The 16,845-nt window shown below is 70.0% G+C and carries 17 protein-coding genes; 12 read left to right on the top strand and 5 right to left on the bottom strand.

Annotation, left to right across the window (positions count from 1 at the left end; genetic code table 11):
• Positions 1-16 precede the first annotated feature (16 nt).
• Entirely contained in the window at positions 17-2,752 is a 2,736-nt protein-coding gene (locus KUTG_RS44215) for an AfsR/SARP family transcriptional regulator (protein ID WP_052396126.1), read from the top strand.
• Positions 2,749-3,201, top strand: a complete 453-nt coding sequence (locus tag KUTG_RS44220; protein ID WP_043725731.1) for a GNAT family N-acetyltransferase — start codon at positions 2,749-2,751, stop codon at positions 3,199-3,201. Before KUTG_RS44215 ends, KUTG_RS44220 begins: the two co-directional genes overlap by 4 nt.
• On the opposite strand, the gene KUTG_RS44225 is transcribed toward KUTG_RS44220, so the two are convergent.
• Complete coding sequence (locus KUTG_RS44225; RefSeq protein ID WP_043725734.1) at positions 3,202-3,693, bottom strand: pyridoxamine 5'-phosphate oxidase family protein; 492 nt, start codon at positions 3,691-3,693, stop codon at positions 3,202-3,204.
• Between the two features lie 94 nt (positions 3,694-3,787).
• On the opposite strand from KUTG_RS44225, the gene KUTG_RS44230 reads away from it, so the two are divergent.
• Positions 3,788-4,324 (top strand): RNA polymerase sigma factor, encoded by a 537-nt coding sequence (locus KUTG_RS44230; protein ID WP_052396127.1) that lies wholly within the window; start codon positions 3,788-3,790, stop codon positions 4,322-4,324.
• Positions 4,317-5,405: a CU044_5270 family protein gene (locus KUTG_RS44235; protein ID WP_043725737.1), complete on the top strand. Its 1,089-nt coding sequence runs from the start codon at positions 4,317-4,319 to the stop codon at positions 5,403-5,405. Before KUTG_RS44230 ends, KUTG_RS44235 begins: the two co-directional genes overlap by 8 nt.
• Here the strand turns inward: KUTG_RS44235 and KUTG_RS44240 are convergent.
• On the bottom strand, positions 5,389-6,282 hold the full coding sequence (locus KUTG_RS44240; protein WP_043725738.1) for a hypothetical protein: 894 nt from the start codon (positions 6,280-6,282) through the stop codon (positions 5,389-5,391). The two genes, KUTG_RS44235 and KUTG_RS44240, sit on opposite strands and share 17 nt — an antisense overlap.
• A gap of 185 nt (positions 6,283-6,467) precedes the next feature.
• On the opposite strand from KUTG_RS44240, the gene KUTG_RS44245 reads away from it, so the two are divergent.
• From KUTG_RS44245 to KUTG_RS44260, 4 genes are read left to right on the top strand one after another with little or no spacing between them, the layout of a single operon-like run.
• The gene (locus KUTG_RS44245; RefSeq protein ID WP_043725739.1) at positions 6,468-8,522 is read left to right on the top strand and encodes a HAMP domain-containing protein; all 2,055 of its coding nucleotides are present in this window, start codon (positions 6,468-6,470) and stop codon (positions 8,520-8,522) included.
• Positions 8,523-8,530: 8 nt separating this feature from the next.
• On the top strand, positions 8,531-9,706 hold the full coding sequence (gene pgsB / locus KUTG_RS44250) for a poly-gamma-glutamate synthase PgsB (protein WP_043725741.1): 1,176 nt from the start codon (positions 8,531-8,533) through the stop codon (positions 9,704-9,706).
• Entirely contained in the window at positions 9,703-10,185 is a 483-nt protein-coding gene (locus tag KUTG_RS44255) for a poly-gamma-glutamate biosynthesis protein PgsC/CapC (protein WP_043725744.1), read from the top strand. Before pgsB ends, KUTG_RS44255 begins: the two co-directional genes overlap by 4 nt.
• A gap of 10 nt (positions 10,186-10,195) precedes the next feature.
• Entirely contained in the window at positions 10,196-11,110 is a 915-nt protein-coding gene (locus KUTG_RS44260; RefSeq protein ID WP_198047522.1) for an NlpC/P60 family protein, read from the top strand.
• 60 nt (positions 11,111-11,170) lie between these two features.
• On the opposite strand, the gene KUTG_RS44265 is transcribed toward KUTG_RS44260, so the two are convergent.
• The gene (locus tag KUTG_RS44265; RefSeq protein WP_043725746.1) at positions 11,171-11,986 is read right to left on the bottom strand and encodes an SAM-dependent methyltransferase; all 816 of its coding nucleotides are present in this window, start codon (positions 11,984-11,986) and stop codon (positions 11,171-11,173) included.
• A 161-nt stretch (positions 11,987-12,147) separates the two neighbouring features.
• Between KUTG_RS44265 and KUTG_RS44270 the strand changes: the two genes are divergently transcribed.
• Both KUTG_RS44270 and KUTG_RS44275 read left to right on the top strand, forming a co-directional pair.
• Positions 12,148-13,506: a cytochrome P450 gene (locus KUTG_RS44270; RefSeq protein WP_043725749.1), complete on the top strand. Its 1,359-nt coding sequence runs from the start codon at positions 12,148-12,150 to the stop codon at positions 13,504-13,506.
• Positions 13,503-14,558, top strand: coding sequence for an alpha/beta hydrolase (locus KUTG_RS44275; protein ID WP_043725751.1), 1,056 nt, complete (start codon positions 13,503-13,505; stop codon positions 14,556-14,558). Before KUTG_RS44270 ends, KUTG_RS44275 begins: the two co-directional genes overlap by 4 nt.
• A gap of 10 nt (positions 14,559-14,568) precedes the next feature.
• Here KUTG_RS44275 and KUTG_RS44280 read toward each other — a convergent pair whose 3' ends face one another.
• Together KUTG_RS44280 and KUTG_RS59740 are read right to left on the bottom strand one after the other, a co-directional pair.
• The gene (locus KUTG_RS44280) at positions 14,569-14,829 is read right to left on the bottom strand and encodes a DUF4235 domain-containing protein (protein ID WP_043725754.1); all 261 of its coding nucleotides are present in this window, start codon (positions 14,827-14,829) and stop codon (positions 14,569-14,571) included.
• Between the two features lie 37 nt (positions 14,830-14,866).
• The gene (locus KUTG_RS59740; protein WP_157495223.1) at positions 14,867-15,022 is read right to left on the bottom strand and encodes a hypothetical protein; all 156 of its coding nucleotides are present in this window, start codon (positions 15,020-15,022) and stop codon (positions 14,867-14,869) included.
• A 118-nt stretch (positions 15,023-15,140) separates the two neighbouring features.
• Between KUTG_RS59740 and KUTG_RS44285 the strand changes: the two genes are divergently transcribed.
• Together KUTG_RS44285 and KUTG_RS44290 are read left to right on the top strand one after the other, a co-directional pair.
• The gene (locus KUTG_RS44285) at positions 15,141-15,794 is read left to right on the top strand and encodes an HAD family hydrolase (protein ID WP_043725757.1); all 654 of its coding nucleotides are present in this window, start codon (positions 15,141-15,143) and stop codon (positions 15,792-15,794) included.
• Between the two features lie 12 nt (positions 15,795-15,806).
• The gene (locus KUTG_RS44290; RefSeq protein ID WP_052396130.1) at positions 15,807-16,592 is read left to right on the top strand and encodes a class I SAM-dependent methyltransferase; all 786 of its coding nucleotides are present in this window, start codon (positions 15,807-15,809) and stop codon (positions 16,590-16,592) included.
• Positions 16,593-16,845: the final 253 nt, after the last annotated feature.

The raw sequence follows: 16,845 nt of genomic DNA on the forward strand, positions 1-16,845 counted from the left end.
CTTCGGGAAACCTTGAATGCGTGGGCCGACCTCTGATACTCCCGTGCACGTGGAGTTCCGGGTGCTCGGCGCGGTCGAGGCGGTCAGCGAGGGCACGACGCTCGACCTAGGCCACGCGAGACAACGTAGCGTGCTTGCGGTGTTACTGGTAGCAGCCAATCAGCCGGTCACGGCCGACCAGTTGCTGCACCGGGTCTGGGGCGAGCAACAGCCCCAACGCGGCCGTGACGCGCTGTACGGCTACCTGTCGAGGCTGCGCGGGCTGCTCCCGGACGACGTCGCCATCGTGAAGCGCCCGGCCGGCTACGTGCTCACGGTCGACGAGAACCGCATCGACCTGCACCGCTTCCGACGTCTCGCCGCGCAGGCGCGGGCGGCCCGGCAGAACGCCCTCGCGCTGTTCGACGAAGCCCTGGCCCTGTGGCGGGGCGACGCCTTCACCGGCACCGACAGCGAGTGGCTGGCCGACGTCCGAACCGCGCTGGACGCCGAGCGAAGAGCCGTCCAGCTGGATCGGATCGACGCCGCCCTCAATGCCGGCACGGACGTCCTCGACGAGCTCACGGCCCTGGCCGACGCCGAGCCGCTGGACGAGCGCGTCGCCGCCCAGCTGCTGACCGCCCTCTACCGGGCGGGCCGGCAGGCGGAGGCGTTGCAGCGCTACGAAAACCTCCGCGAACAGCTGGCGGAACGCCTCGGCGCCGACCCCGGTCCGGCGCTGCGCGGCCTGCACCAGCGCATCCTCAGCGGCGACCCGGAACTGGACAGGCCCGGGCCGAACCTCGTGCCGAGGCAGCTGCCGGCGGCCCCGGTGTGGTTCACCGGCCGCAGCCCCGAGCTGGATCGGATCACGACCACGGCCGGCGCCAACAACACCGTGGTGATCTCGGCGATCGCCGGCGCGGGCGGCATCGGCAAGACGTGGCTGGCGCTGGAATGGGCCCACCGGCACCTCGATGAGTTCCCCGACGGCCAGCTGTTCGTCGACCTCCAGGGCTTCTCGCCGACGGAGGAGCCCGTGCCGCCGACGGTGGCGATCCGGGGCTTCCTCGGCGCGCTGGGCGTGGAGGCGAGCAAGATCCCGGCCGACCTGGCCGCGCAGTCGGCCCTGTTCCGCAGCACCATCGCCGCCAAGCGGCTGCTGCTCGTGCTGGACAACGCCGCCGACCCCGACCAGGTCGTGCCGCTGCTGCCCGGCACCTCCTCCAGCGTTGTCGTCGTCACGAGCCGTCGGCACCTGACCCGCCTGACCACCCGCCACGGCGCCGGCCACCTGCGGCTGGGTGTGCTCACCGACGACGAGGCCCGCCGCCTGCTGGTCAGCTGGCTGGGCGAGGAACGCGTCGCGGCCGAGCCGGCGGCCGTGGGCGAGCTCCTGGCCTGCTGCGGCGGCTTCCCGTTGGCGCTGGGCATCGTCGCCGGCCGCGCCCACAGCGACCCGGAGGTGACGCTGGCCGAGCTGGCGACCGACCTCCGGGCCGGCATCGGTGCGCTGGACGACGAGGACCCGGCGACCAGCCTGCCGGCGGTGCTGTCCTGGTCGCTGCGAGGCCTCAGCGCGACGGAGACCGCCATGTTCGGGCTGCTCGGCGTCGCCCCCGGCCCGGACATCAGCCACGCCGCCGCAGCCAGCCTGGCCGGCCTGTCCGGCGCCGAAACCAGCGCCGTCCTGCACACGCTGGAGCAGGTGTCCCTGGTCGAACGGGACGCCGCCGGCCGCTACCGCATGCACGACCTGGTCCGCCTGCACGCCCGTGACCACGTCGAGGACGCTGGGCCGGCCCTGCGCCGGGTGATCGACTTCTACCTGCACACCGCGCACAGCGGCCACGCCGTGCTCGACCCGCATGCGACGCCGATCGCGATGGACGAGCCCGTGCCGGGCGCGCAGCCGTTGGAGCTGACGGAGAACCGAACGACGCTGGCGTGGTTCGAGGCCGAGGACCCGTGCCTGCTCGCCGCCCAGCAGGAGGCGTTCGACCGGGGCTGGTACCGGACGGCCTGGCAGCTGGCCGCCGCTTTGTCGACGTACCAATACGTTCAGGGGCATCTGGAGGACACGCGGTCGCTCTGGCAGACCGCGCTGGCCGCCACCGAGCACCTCGACGATCCGAACGCGACGGTCGTGGCCCGCCGCAACATCGCCAACGCCCTGATTCGCCTGCACCGCGCGGAAGAAGCCATCGGCCACCTGAAGGCCGCGCTGGACCTCGCCCGCAGCAGCGGGGACCGCCACCAGGAGGCGGTCACCCTCAGCTCGCTCACGTCCGGTCACGCCGCCCTCGGCCAGCACGAACTCGCGCTGGGGTACGCCAAGAAATCCCTTGTCGTGTATCGGGAAATGGCCAATCCCGGCCGGGAAGCCATGGCCCTCAACGCCGTTGGCTGGTGCGCCGCCCAGGTCGGCGACCACGACGGCGCCCGCGAGCACTGCGAAGCCGCGCTGGCACTGTTCCGCCGTCACCACAACGACTTGGGCGAAGCGGCCACTTTGGACAGTCTTGGCTACGTCGCCGACCACAGCGACCGTCACGCCGAGGCCGTCGGCCACTACCGCGAGGCGTTGGAGATCCGGCGGAAGCTCGGGCACGCCTACCAGGTCGCCGACACCCTCGACCACATCGGCCACGCCTACGCCGCCCTCGGCGAGTCGACGCAGGCCCGCGAGGCCTGGGCCGAGGCCCTGGACCTCTACCGCGCCCAGGGCCGCGACGCTGACGTCACCCGCGTGCGGCTAGCCTTGAAGTCGTGAGCGAGGTTCAGATCAGGCGGGCAACCGAGGCCGACGTGCCGGCGATCGTGGCCCTGCTGGCCGACGACATGCTGGGCGCCACCAGGGAGTCCCCGGACGACATGACCCCGTACTGGCCGGCGTTCAAGGCCATCGACGCCGACCCGAACCAGTTCCTCGCGGTGGCCGAGCGGGACGGCGAGGTGGTCGGCACCATGCAGCTGACCTACCTGCCCGGCCTGTCCCGCAAGGGCAGCACCCGGTCCCAGATCGAGGCCGTCCGGGTGCGCGGCACCGAACGCGGCACCGGTCTCGGATCGAAGCTGATGGCGTGGGCCATCGACCAGGCGCGGCAGCGGGGATGCAGCCTCGTGCAGCTGACGTCCGACACCGCCCGCGCCGACGCGCACCGGTTCTACGAGCAGCTCGGCTTCACCGCCAGCCACCTCGGGTTCAAGCTCACGCTCTGATCAGTGCTTGCGCACGACCCGTTCCGGCTGGCTCGGCTGCCAGATCGTCACGTCCATGTGGTCGTCGCCGACCTCCACCGCCGAGGCGCTGGTGATGTCGGCCGCGTAGAACGGGCTGAACCGCCGCCCGCGCAGGTCGAAGCCGGTCTGCCGGTACAGGTTCTCGGCGTAGCGGGCGTGCAGCTCCAGGTCCTGCACGTCGTGCACGGTGCCCCAGAGCTTGGCGTCGCCGTCCGCCACGTGAGTGTCCACTGTGGCCGTGTGCAGGCAGAACCGGGGATCCCGGGCCAGGTCCCGGAACTTGGTGGTGCCCGGCATGCCGCCGATCCACAGCTGGCCCTCGAACATCCGAGGCTCCATCGGACTGATCCGCGGCGAGCCGTCGGCCCGCAGTGTGGCCAGGAAACACAGGTTGCCGGTGGCGGTGTGCCGCCGCGTGAAGATCGCGGCGATCTTCGGCGCGACCTCGGTGAACTCCTGCCAGGTTGTCACCCGTCCGAAGGTACGGGAACGCGCGGCGGTCCACTGACCAATATGTTCGGTGAGCAGTGAGACGGCGCCGCTGGCGCGAACAGGAGGGCCGGGGGTGACGGGGCTGCGCGACGCCGACGAGCTGGTCGAGCTGTACGACAACCATGCCCGCACGTTGCACCGGTACCTGGCCATGAGGGTGGATCCGCAGGTCGCCGACGACCTGGTGTCGGAGGCGTTCCTGACCGTGTGGGAGCGGCGGGCCGACTTCGACCCGAGCCGGGCCAGCCTGCGGGCATGGCTGTACGGCATCGCGACGAACATGCTGCGCCAGCACGTGCGCGCCGAGGGCCGCCGACTCCGGGCCCTGGCCCGCGACCACGGGCGTCGTGTCGTCGGCGATCGTCTGGACGAGCGGACCGCCGCCGTCCTCGACGCCGAGAGCCTCGTCGGGGACCTGGCCGACACGCTGGCCGGGCTGCGGCCCGAGGAGCGGGACGTGCTGCTCCTGGTGGCCTGGGCCGACCTGGCGCCGGCCGAGGTGGCCGAGGTGACCGACACCCCGGTGGCCACCGTGCGGACCCGGCTGTTCCGGGCCCGGACCAAACTTCGTGCGCGGATCAAGGGACAGGAGGGTGAGGACGATGCGTGACGGACTGCGGCCCGCGGAGGACGGCGTGGTCAAGCGGGCGATGTCGGAACTGCCCGAGATGTCCGATGAGGCGTTCCGTGCCGGGCGGGCGAAGCTGCTGGCCCGAATGGGCCGAACGGCCGCTGAGCCTGGTGGTGTGCCGGCCGCTGGTGAGCCGGCGGAGCCGGCCGCGGCCGTCGTCGTGCCGATGCGGCGTCGTCGGGGGCGCCACATCGCCTGGCTGGCGGCGGCCGCGGTCGTGGTCGGCGTGATGGTGGTCGCCCTGGTCGGCCCATCCGTCGTGCCGAGCGGCGAAGGCTCGGCACCGCGCATCGGCAGCGCTGTGGCGGCGCAGGCCCTGAGCATGGCCGCGAGCAAGACCGGCGACGTGGTGCTGCGCCCGGGGCAGTTCCTGTACGTGCGCGACCGCACCATGTCGGGAGGTTACGGCTCGGGCAACTACGACGACCTCAAGTACCTCTACCTGCAGGACGAGACGTACGAGACGTGGGTGCCGGCGGACCAGGCCCAGACCTGGGAGCACCGACGGACGAGCTCGGGCCGCAAGACCTTCCTGAAGGGCTCGCCCAGCGATCTGCCGAACATCCCGGACCCGATGGTGCTGGGCGACTGGAAGGCCAAGGGCGGCGTGCCGTGGGGCAACGACATCCCGCCGGCGAGCTTCCTCTACCCGACGCCGGCCTACCTGGCGGCGCTGCCCCGCGACCCGCAGCAGCTGTACGTGAGACTGCGCACGGAGACGGCCGGCGACGAGGGTGTCAACCTGCTGAACCGGATCGCCTTCGGCCTCGACACCGGCCTGATCCCGGCCGACCTGCGCAAGGCGGTGTTCCAGGCGCTGGCCTACCTGCCGAACCTGAAGGTGGCGGACAAAGTCGCGGACTTCGATGGTCGACGGGGCGAGGGGTTCGGCATCGTGACCGACTCGCAGCTGCACGAGCTGGTCATCGACACCGCCACCGGCCAGTACCTGGGTTCGCGCGCGGTGCTGGTGAACGACTGGCAGGGGATCAAGGCCGGCACGGTGCTGGGCAGCTCCTCGCTGACAACAAAGGTTGTCGGCGCTATGGGCCAGCGCTGATCGCCTCGGCCAGTGCCTTGACCAGCTGGTCCCGCTGCTGGGGGTCCTCGCGGATGGAGCCGTCCGACTCGATGTGCGCGAACACCGTGCCCATCGAGTCGGCGGCCTGTCCCTGCACATTGGTGGTGCCTTCGAGGTGGCCGCAGCTGGCCTGCCAGGCCCGGCAGACCACGGTGCCGTCGGCCTCGACGCGGTCGGCGATCCGCTCGTGCAGACGCGTGTGCGGGGTGGAGCCGCCGGAGACGACCACGCCGGTGCCGGGCAGGCTGCTGCTGTCGAAGCCGTGCAGCTGAATCTGGGGCAGGCCCTTGCGGGCCAGCGCGGTGGCGACCAGGTTGAACAGCGAGTTCGCGTTGTGGGCCACGTCCGCCAGGCCGTTGGCCGCCCTGCGGTGCGCGCCGGCGATCAGCACCGCCGATCCGGGCAGCGCCCGGTACAACTGGACACCGACCTGTTCGGTGTCCAGATCGAAATTGGGGTGTGGCACCTCGATGACCTGCCGCGCTTGCGCACCGTAGTCGGCGATGTACATGCCCCAGCCCCGCTCGTCGCCGGGTTCGGTGGCCGCCATCACGAACTGCCGGCCGGTGGCGGAATCCTTCCCCGTGGTCAACGCAAATCCCAATGGTGTAAGCGTTTTCACCTCACTCTGAGTGTCCTTTCCACCCGTGAGCAGGGGAATCAGGCCGGCCAGGGCGGTTTCTCCCTCACGGACGGTGGGCGGCCGATAGGACGCGTCCGAACGGAGCGCGGCCGCGAACTGTGAGGCGCGCTCGACAAGATCAATCTTGGGGATCCGGTCCGGGATGTTGATCACAGCCAGCACCGCGACGCAGACCAGCCCGAGCGCGGTGACCAGCAAGTTCCGTGCAGACACAAAAAATTCTCCGAGGTTTCGGGCTGCCCGGCGGTGGCGCTCGCGGTCGTTCGGTGGCGAATAGTGCTTGCCTTGTGACTCGAATCATACTCTAATAGGCAATGAAGTAGACAGTACGAGTGGAACGCTGCACCCCGCCGCCGCGTTTGACCGTCCTCTGTGGACCCTGAACATGGAGAGCGCGCGTGGTGGCGAACAAGGCCGGCATCGAGCCGGTGGAGAGTGGATTTCCGGGCGGACTGCGAGCACCGCTCGCGGTTGTCGGAGCCGCATTGTGCCTGCTCGTGGCCTGGTGTGTGATCCAGTTACCGGCGGCCGCCCGCAGCGGCGGGGCATTGGCCGTCGCCCAATCCCAAGAACTGCTCGTGAACGACCTCGCCCGCGCCACCGCCGACTCGATCGGCGACGTCGCGGGCGACCTCAGCACGGCCAGCGCCCTGTACACCGTGCACCCCGACCCGACGCCGGCCGGCACCCTGGCGGCGATCACCCGGGGCACCCCGCAGGCCCTGGGCCTGGCCCTGGTCCAACGGGGCGTGGGCACCCTGCTGGCCGGCACGGGCGAGCCGGTGCCGGTGGAGTCGTTGCCGAACAAGGACATCGACCGCATCACCGTCGCGCTGGTGCGTGACCAGTCGGGGGCGACGGTCGTGCTGACCGCGGCCCCGCTGACCGGCACCGATTGGCTGATTCTGGTCACCACGGGCCTGAAAATCCCGGCTCACACCCTGTCCGGTCAACCGGCCGAGGCATTGCTGCTGACCACGGTCGACGGACAGGTGGTGAAATCCCGCGGCGCGTTCGATCCGAAATACCAACCGATGGTGACCGCGGCCAGTGCGAATTCGACGGCCGTCGGCAGCATTGTCGGCGACGCCGGCAAGGGGCCGGTGGTGGATGGTGCCCGAACCACGCCCATTGCCGTCTATGCCCCGATTCTGACGGGTGATCCCGCTCGGCCACTTGGGCTCAACCTGGTGCTCGTCGGCTCCGCCCCGTCGCAGGGCACGGCGCAGACGCCGGTGGAAACGGCCTGGGTGACGGCGGTGCTGGCCGCGGCGGTGCTGGCCTCACTGGCGCTGCTGGGCTTCGGCTTCGTGGTGCCGCTGCGACGACTGCGGGCCGAGGCGCTCGGCGGTCACCGTCGTCGCAAGTACCGCCTGCGTGAGGCCGCGGTGGTGTCGGCGGCGCTGCGCGACGAGATCCTTCCGGTCAAGCGTGGCTGGATTTCCGCCCGGCTGTTCGTTGTCCTGGCGGTGGCCCCGCTGTTGCTCTGTTCGGCGGCAGTCGGGGTCATCGCCGGGGAAGCGGTGCCGAACGTGCCGGACCTGGTCGTCCAGGGCGAGCGCGGGCTGGCCGAGGTGACCGCCGGCGCGCTGCGTGACCAGATGTCGGCGAGCCTGAGCGATCTTCGCACCTTCGCCACCCGCGCGACCGGCGACGTCGCCTCGCTGAAACCGGCGCTGGCCAACCTGATGGCGCAGAACAAGCGTTACCGCAGCGTCTACGTCACCGACGCCAACGGCGCGGTCCAGGTCGACGCCGGCCGCGCGCCGCTGCGCACCATCGAACGCCCGCCGGGCGGATCCGGGCTGCATCAACAGAACACCGCCGGCCGGATTCCCGTGCTCTATGCCAGCACCCCGCTGCCGGACCGCTCGCACGTGCTGATCGGCGAACTGGATGTGACGAGGCTGTCGTCGATCCTGCGGCGCAGCGCCGGCAACGGCAAACTCGTCGACTCCGGACTGCGCACGCTGGCCTCGGCCGACGGCTACCGTGCCTTCGATGTGTTGTCCGACCAGGCCTTGCGGCAGAGCGTCACCGACGCGCTCGGCGGCGTCGGCCGGCCGGGCACCGACCAGATCGACGGCCAGTGGTACGTCGTCGCGGCGGCCACGGTCACCGGTTCGCCCAGCACCGATCCGCTGCGCTGGACCGTGGTGCTGGAACAGCCGTTGACCACGCTTCCCTTGCCGGACAACGTGGTTCGCCGCTACGCGCTGTTCGCCGCGCTGGCCGTCGGTGCGGCCGGGCTGTTGCTGCTCGGCTGGTACCACCTGTGCTTCGTGCGGCCGCTGCGCCGGCTTGCCGCCGCCGCGGTCAACCTGGAGCAGGGCGACCTGAAAACCGTGATCTACCCGGAGCGGCTCAACGAGATCGGGACGCTAAGCCAGTGTCTCGACGACGCGCGCAGACAGCGGACCGCCACGACCGCCCCAGTCCCCCTGCTGGTCTAGGAGCACGGATGCGTTTCCTCTTCACCGTCTATGCCCTGTCCTGCCTGGTGTTGCTGGTGTGCGGGATCGTGGAACAGCGAAGACACAACAAGAACCTGGGCCGCATCAGGCATCGGGTGCTGGTCAACGGGATCCGGGGCAAGTCGTCGATCACACGGCTGTGCGCGGGCGCGTTGCGGGGTGGGGGAATGGTCACCGTGGCCAAGACCACCGGCACCGCCGCGCGCTTCATCCACCCCGACGCGCGAGAGGAGCCGGTGCACCGGAAGTTCAACATCGCCAACGTGGTGGAGCAGATCGCCATCGTGCGCCGGGCCGCCGGCTACGACCCGGACGCACTGGTGATGGAGTGCATGGCGGTGGCGCCGGCGTTGCAGGAGATCAACCAGACCAAGCTGATCCGCTCGGACATCGGCGTGCTGTGCAACGTCCGGGAGGACCACCTCGCGGAGATGGGGCCGACGCTGGACGACGTGGCCCGCTCGCTGTGCCGGTCGATGCCGGTCGGCGGCGTGTGCGTGACGGCCGAGCGCGACCGGCTGCACATCCTGCAGGAGGAGGCCGACAAGCGTCAGTGCCGGCTGATCGCGGTGGATCCCGAGGAGATCACCGACCAGGAGCTGGCCGCGTTCGACTGGATCACGTTCAAGGAGAACGTGGCCATCGCGCTGAAGGTGGCCGAGCTGTTGGACATCGGCCGCGCCGACGCCATGGCGGGCATGTGGGCCGCGCCGCCCGATCCCGGCGTGCTGCGCGTGGACCGCTACACCGCCGACGGCAAGCGCCTGCACTTCGCGAACGTCTTCGCGGCCAACGATCCCGAGTCGACGGTGATGAACATCGAGCACCTGCTCGACCACGGCGCCATCGGCCGCCCCCTGCACATCGTGATCAACTGCCGGCCGGACCGCATCGAGCGCAACGGCCAGATGGGGGCGTTGATCCCCCGCCTGCAACCCGATCGTGTGCTGCTGATCGGCGAGCCCACCCGCAGCGCCCTCACCGCCATCCCGTCCTCGTGGCGGCCCCGCGTCGTCGACCTCGGCGGCCGGCGCAGCGCGCCCGAACTGCTGGACGCGCTCGTCGCCGGCATCGACGGGCAGGCCTCGCTCGCGGCCATCGGCAACATCCACGGCCAGGGCGAAGTGCTGCTCGCCCAACTGGAAACACTGGAGCGGTTATGATCAGCCAGGAGCTGTCGCCGGAGGTGGCCACCCTCGGGCTGGCCATCGGTTTGTTGTTCTCCCTGCTGTGTTATCTGACGACGAACCTGTCCCCGGGCGGCATGATCACTCCCGGCTGGCTGGCGCTGACCCTGGTCGAGGACTACCGCCGAGCCGCGCTGGTGGTGCTCACCACCGTGCTGACCTACCTGGCGACCCTGGGCCTGAGCAAAATCGTGATCCTGTACGGCAAACGCCAGTTCGCGGCGGTGGTGCTGCTCGGCGTTCTGTTGCAGACCACGGTCTTCGTGCTGATACAGGACCATTATCCGCTGCTGTACGTGCACGAGACCCTGGGCTTCGTGGTGCCGGGCCTGATCGCGTACCAGCTCGTTCGCCAGCCGCCCGCGGTGACCGTGCTCGCCACGGGGTCCGTTGCCCTTGCCTCGTACGGAGTTCTGGCCAGCGGTGTGCTGGTCGGCCTCATCCCCACCTCGTAGGAGCCTTGCCGTGAAACACATCAGGGCAGCAGTGTTGCTGACCACGCTGGTCACCTCCGGCGCCGCGGTGGTGCATCTGGCGCAGGCCCAGGACGTGCCGACGAGGGCCCGGGACAACGGTGCGGTCGTCGCCTTCGCGCAGGCCCATCCCACCAGCACCAAGTACAGCTTCGTCCGGCTGGACGGTCCCGCCCGGACCGCGGTGTTGGACGAGCACGCCCGGCTGGTGGCCATGTTCACCGACGGCGCCCGCACCGCCGTCCTCGGTGGACAGAGCCGGACCTTCTCCGATCCACAGCGCACCAGCGCCGTGGTCACGACGTCCAGCTGGGTCCGGCTGGCTCCCCAGCCGTGGAAGGCCGGGGCGGAGAAGGAGGCCTGGTTCCGGCCCTGGCTCGACCAGGAGCTCACCGACCGCAGCCCCGACGTCCTCGCCGTCGCCACGCAGTACGTCACCTTCGCCCACTTCGCCGACGGCGCCGACTACAGCGACTTCCTCGGCATCACCGTGCGCGGCGTCAAACCCCGCAAGGACCACTTCGGCGACGTCGACTCGGCCGGCTATGTGCGGCTGGTGTACGGCTACCGCCTCGGCTTTCCCGTCGGCGACGGTGGGCTGCCCCGCACACCCCAGGAGATGCCCAAGGCTCCCCTCGGCGCCGCCATCGCCGACAACGCCGTCGGCTCCCCCCAGACCCGCTTCCTGGCCCAGCCGGGGGACCTGCTCCTGTTCAGCACCGACGGCTCCAAGGGCGCCGTCGACCACGTGGGGATCTACCTCGGGGTGGACGACGCCGGTCAGCAGCGCTTCATCGCCTCCCGCGGCACCCCCGACGGCCCCAGCTTCGGCGACTCCAGCGGCCGCTCAGTGCTGGACGACGACGGCCCCTACGCCGCCGGCCTCTGGGGCATCCGCCGCCTCTGACAACCGAACCCCGGCGAGTCACGCTCTCCGGCACACCGAAATACGGTTTCGAGCAGACCGCTAGGCCTTGTGCCCGACCCCGGCGTACGGCAGGGAGTTGATGGCCGGGTCGTCGGAGATGCCGCCCATGCCGTCGGGCCGCCACATGGGGCAGCCGACCAGGCCCGGCTCGACCAGGTCGAAACCGTCGAAGAAGCGCAGGACCTCGGCGTGGGTGCGGGGGAAAGGCTGGTTGTGGGTGTTCTGGTCGTACACCTTGACGGCGTCGCCGAGGTTGCGGGCGTCGCCGTCGGCGGCGACGTGGGAGACGGCGATGTAGCTGCCGGAGGGCAACACGTCGCGGTAGCCGGCGACGACGGCGGCGGGATCCCAGGCATCGGGCATGAAGTGCAGCAGCAGCAACATGAACAGGCCGACGGGCTCGGAGAAGTCGAGCAGGCGCTTGACCTCGTCGGACTCCAGGATGGTCGACCGGTCGCGGGCGTCGGCATGGACCACCGCGGCGCGGTCGTTCTTGCTGAGCAGGAGCTCACTGTGTGCGACGGCGATGGGGTCCCGATCGACGTACACGACACGACAGGACGGATCGAGCTGCTGGACGATCTCGTGCAGGTTGCCGGCGGTGGGCAGGCCGGAGCCGATGTCCAGGAACTGCCGCACCCCGGACCGGACCATGAAGATGGCGGCCCGGCGCAGGAAGGCCCGGTTGAAGCGGGCGGCCTCGCGCACCCCGGGCATGATCTTGTTGATCTTCTCGGCCAGCTCCCGGTCGGCGGCGAAGTTGGAGGCCCCGTCCAGCCAGTAGTCGTACACCCGCGCCGGGTGCGGAATGGTGGGATCGATCTCCGGCGGCACCCAGCTCAGGTCCCCGTTCATAACCCACCTCACGTCCGAGCCCGAAAGAGGGAGCCTAGACGCACGGCCCGCGGCGCAGCTACCGGCAACCCGATCGGGTGGTCCTGGGCGCGGCCACTCGCCGTAGCGGTCATGCACCCCTATCGTGAACCGGCCGCGAACCGATCGTGGGGTGGGAAGGCTTGTCCGCCAAGCAGAACGTCACCGAAGACGCGCCGGTCGTCCCCGGGCGGTGGCCCGTGATCGGTCACACCGCCGCCATGCTGCGACGACCGCTGCGTTTCCTGTCCTCGCTGCCGGCCTACGGCGAGGTCGTCAAGATCTACCTGGGCCCGCTGCCCGTCTACATGGTGACCGGCCCCGAGCTGGCCATGAAGCTGCTGACGGCCGACAGCTACGACAAGGGCATCGTCTTCGACAAGATGCGGCCGCTGTTCGGCAACGGCCTGGCCACCTCCAACGGCGACTTCAACAAACGGCAGCGCCGCCTGGTGCTGCCGGCCTTCCACCGCACGCGCATCGCCTCGTACGCCGAGACGACCATGACCCGGCTGGCCCAGGAGTCGATCGCCGACTGGAAGGCCGGCCAGGTCGTGGCCCTCGACGAGCACCTGCAGAACCTGGTGATGAGCATCGCCGGCCGCACGCTGTTCGCCACCGAACTCGGCCAGGACGTGCTCGACGAGATCCAGCGCAGCGTCCCCGATCTCCTGGACAACGTGCTGGTACGGGCGTTTTCGCCGCGGTTGGTCGAACGCCTGCCCATCCCCGGCAACCGCCGGTTCGACGCGGCGGCGGCCCGGCTGCGTGAGGTGATCCCACGGGTGGTGCTGGCCGCGCGCGAGGGCGGGACCGATCACGGCGACCTGGTGTCGATGCTGCTCATGGCCCGTGACGAGGACACCGGCGAAGGCATGACCGACGAGCAGGTGCACGACGAGGTCGTCACCATCCTCACCACCGGCGCGGAGACCACGTCCGTCGCGCTGGCCTGGTTCTTCCACGAGATCGCGCAGGATCCGGACATCGAGCACCGGTTCCACACCGAGATCGACCAGGTCCTCGCCGGCCGCACGGTCACCTTCGCCGACCTGCCCCGCCTGGAGTACACGCAGCGTCTGGTCAACGAGATCCTGCGCCGCAACCCGCCGCTGATCCTCATGCGCCGGGCCCGGGCCGACGTCACGCTCGGCGGCGTCGAGATCCCCGCCGGCACGGAGGTCGCGGTCAGCCAGCACACGCTGCACCGGGATCCCCGCTGGTTCCCCGATCCCGACCGTTTCGACCCGGACCGCTGGCTGCCGGCACGGGCGGAGAAGCTGCCGCGCGGCGCCTTCATCCCGTTCGGCGCGGGCATGCGGCTGTGCCCGGGCCACCTGTTCGCCCAGACCGAGATCGCGGCCGTCGCCGCCACCATCGCCGCCCGCTGGCGGCTCGTGCCCGTGCCCGGCACGAAGGTGAAGCCCCGGCTGGCCGCCACCATGCAGCCCAACCGGCTGCCGATGACAGTTCTGCCACGTCACTCCAGGGAGATGTTGTGAAGCTTGTCCGCAAGCTCGCCGTGCTGGTGCTTGCCTGTGTCGCGGGACTGAGCGGGGCGGTGGCGCCGCCGACGGCCGTCGCCTCGGCGGCGAACTGCTCGCAGGCCGAGCTCCCGGTGAGCGCGCCGGCCCTGCTGCCGCTGTTGACCTCCCCGGCCAAGGTGCACGGCCAGTTGTGCGTGCCGGACGGCGCGTCGCCGTCGGCGGTGCAGCTGTTGGTGCACGGCGGCACCTACAACAGCGCCTACTGGGACCTGCCCTATCAGCCGGATCAGTACTCGTACCAACGGGACATGGCCAAGCACGGCTACGCCACCTTCGCGGTGGACGTGTTAGGGGCCGGGCAGAGCAGCCATCCGCTGAGCCTGCCGCTGACGGTGTGGGCCGAGGCCGAGGCGCTGCACGAGGTCATCGGGCAGCTGCGAAACGGTGCGGTGGGCGGGATTCGCTTCGGCAAGGTGGTGATCGTCGGGCACTCGGTCGGCTCCGGCATCGTCGCCTCGGAAGCCTCCACCTACAAGGACGTCGACGGCGTGATCCTCACCGGCGTCACGCACATCCCGTCCATTCCCGCGCTGGGGCTGGGTGCGGCGCTCGGGCTGATCCCGGCATTCCTGTCGTCGGTGCAGAACCCCGGCGATCCCTTGTACTTCACCACAAAGCCCGGCGCTCGCGCCCCGTTGTTCTACAACACGGCCGACGCCGACCCGCAGGTGATCGCCGCCGACGAGGCGACGAAGGACCAGGTTTCGGTGCCGGGCATGGGAACCGTGGCGGTGTTCGGCATCGTCGTGCCGGTGACTTTGGGCATCAACGTGCCGGTTTTCCAAGCTGTCGGCTCGCAGGACGTGTTGTTCTGCGGCCTGCTCGCGCTGCGCGACTGCTCGTCGGCCTCGTCGCTACGGGCCCAGGAGGCCCCGTTCTACTCGTCGGCCGCGAAGTTGTCGGTGTACGTGCTGCCCAGCGCGGGCCATTCCCTTGCGCTGCATCGCAATGCCGGCGGCTACCGGGACGCGACCCGCGCTTGGCTCGGCTCCACGCTGGGCATCTGAGGGGCGGTTTCTAGTCCGGCCACTCGCCGGTGACCCGCTCGTACGCCTTGGCGCCCGCGCGGTCGGTGGCCGCCTTGACCAGGCCGAACACCGCGCCTTCGATGGCCGCGGCCGTGAGGACGCGGGCCCAGGCCTGGTGACGGTCCGTTGCCGTCGGAGTTTCGTGCTCGCCGGTGGCCACCCGCCAGAGCCGTTTCGACACGGCCCCGGCGGCGGCCCCGGCGAGCACGCTCAGCAGCATTCCTATTGCCTTGTAACCGAGTTTGCCCATGGTGGCCGGGTGCCACCCTGGGTGTCATTCGAAACCGTCAGTACCAGTGGGCGCGGCCGCCGATGCGACGGCCGGTGCCGCCCACGATGGCCAGGATCGCTCCGACCACGGCCAGGATGATGCCGATGGTCCACAGCGTGGGAATGCCGAAAATGAAGCCGACGATCAACAGGATGACCCCGAGGGTGATCACGGCTCGACCTCCTTAGTTCGATGTCGACCACCGGATGCCCGGCGAGCGGGGGCGAAAACCGGCCATTCGGACCAACATCAGGAGTTTCGGCCGCCGCCGCACGTGGTAATCCCTTGGTGTGGACACGGTTGTGCTGGCTGACGTCGACGGCACGCTCGTCGACAGCAACTATCACCACGCGGTGGCGTGGTTCCGCGCGTTCCGCGATTGTGACGTCACAGTCCCGATCTGGCGGATCCACCGCGCGATCGGCATGGGCGGCGACCAACTCGTCGAAGCCGTTGCCGGCGAACGCGTCGAGTTGCTGCACGGTGACGACGTGCGAGCGGCGTGGGCGGAACAGGTCAAGCCGTTCCTGGCCGAGATCACGCCGCTGTCCGGCGCGCGGGACCTGCTGGTCGAGGTGAAGCGCCTGGGCTGCGGGCTGGTGCTGGCCAGTTCCGGCAAGCCGGAGCACGTCGAGCACTACCTGGACCTGCTCGGCGCGCGGAACATCGCCGACGGCTGGACGAGCTCGGAGGACGTGGAGGCCACCAAGCCGGCCCCGGACCTGTTGGGCGTCGCGCTGAACAAGGTCCCGGCCGAGCGCGCGCTCGCCCTTGGCGACTCCGTCTGGGACTGCCAGGCCGCCGGCAAGCTGGGCATTCCCACCGTGGCGCTGCGCACCGGCGGCTTCGGCGAGGCCGAGCTGCGGGAGGCCGGCGCGGTGCGGGTGTACGACGACCCCTCATCGCTGCGGGCCGAGCTCCGGGACGTGCTGGAGCTGGTCTGACATCATCGCCGCATGACGGATGTCGACGTGTTGACCGCGCTCGCCGAGGGCGACCGCCGACGGGCCCGGGATGTGGCCGCCGCCGGCACATCGCTGCTGGCCCGAGCCCTGACGACGTACCTGGACCACGAGGACGCCGGTTCGGTGTACGACCAGCCGGCGGCATTCGCGGCGTTCATCAGCGGCGGCGGCAACGTCGGCCTGTACGCGGCGGTCGAGCGCGCCCTGGCTGACCAGTACCGGTCGCTGAACCCGTTGCGGCTGGCCGACATCGGCTGCGGCGACGGGCGCGTTATACGCAATGCCCTTGCCGCCAGCGGACATCTGCCCGATTCGCTGACGTTGATCGAGCCGTCGGCGGCGCTGCTCGCGCAGGCCGTCCGGGATCTGACGCCGACGCGGGCCTACGCCGGCACGGTGCAGTCCTTCCTGTCCGAAGTGGACTCCGGCTTCGACCTGGTCGAGTCCACCTTCGCCATGCACACCATCCCGCACGACGAGCGCACGGAAGTCCTGACGCGACTGCGTGATCGCACCGACAGGCTGGTGATCGTCGACTTCGACGTGCCGGACGTCGAGCACGGCAGCCCCGCGCACCTGAGGTTCCTGGCCGAGACCTACGAGCGCGGATTGTCCGAGTACACCGAGGATCGCGACCTCGTCGCCGGCGGGTTCCTGATGCCGGTGCTGGTCGGCCAGCTGGCCCCGGGCGCGAGCCGGGTCACCTGGGAGCAGCCGGCCGCCGCCTGGCGGGCACGTCATAAAAAATTAGTCCCAGTGGCGATCCACTATGTATAATATGAGAGCGTCTCGCGGTCTCCATGGTTTCATACCAGGTGCTCGTCCGGTGCGCTGGCGTAGCTTGCTATAGTACCGCTAAACAGCTGCTCATGGTCCGCAACCCTCGAGGACTATATAAAGCTAACTACAGGCTGTTTTAGTCTCGTGCGACACATTTGGGGTCAGTGCAGGCGTGAACTCGAAGCCAATGACAGCCGAGGTGTCTAAGGGAATTCACCTCCGATTAGAATGCTGAACCCGTCGGCACTTA

Source organism: Kutzneria sp. 744 (genome assembly GCF_000568255.1).
In the GTDB taxonomy this organism is placed as follows: Bacteria; Actinomycetota; Actinomycetes; order Mycobacteriales; family Pseudonocardiaceae; genus Kutzneria.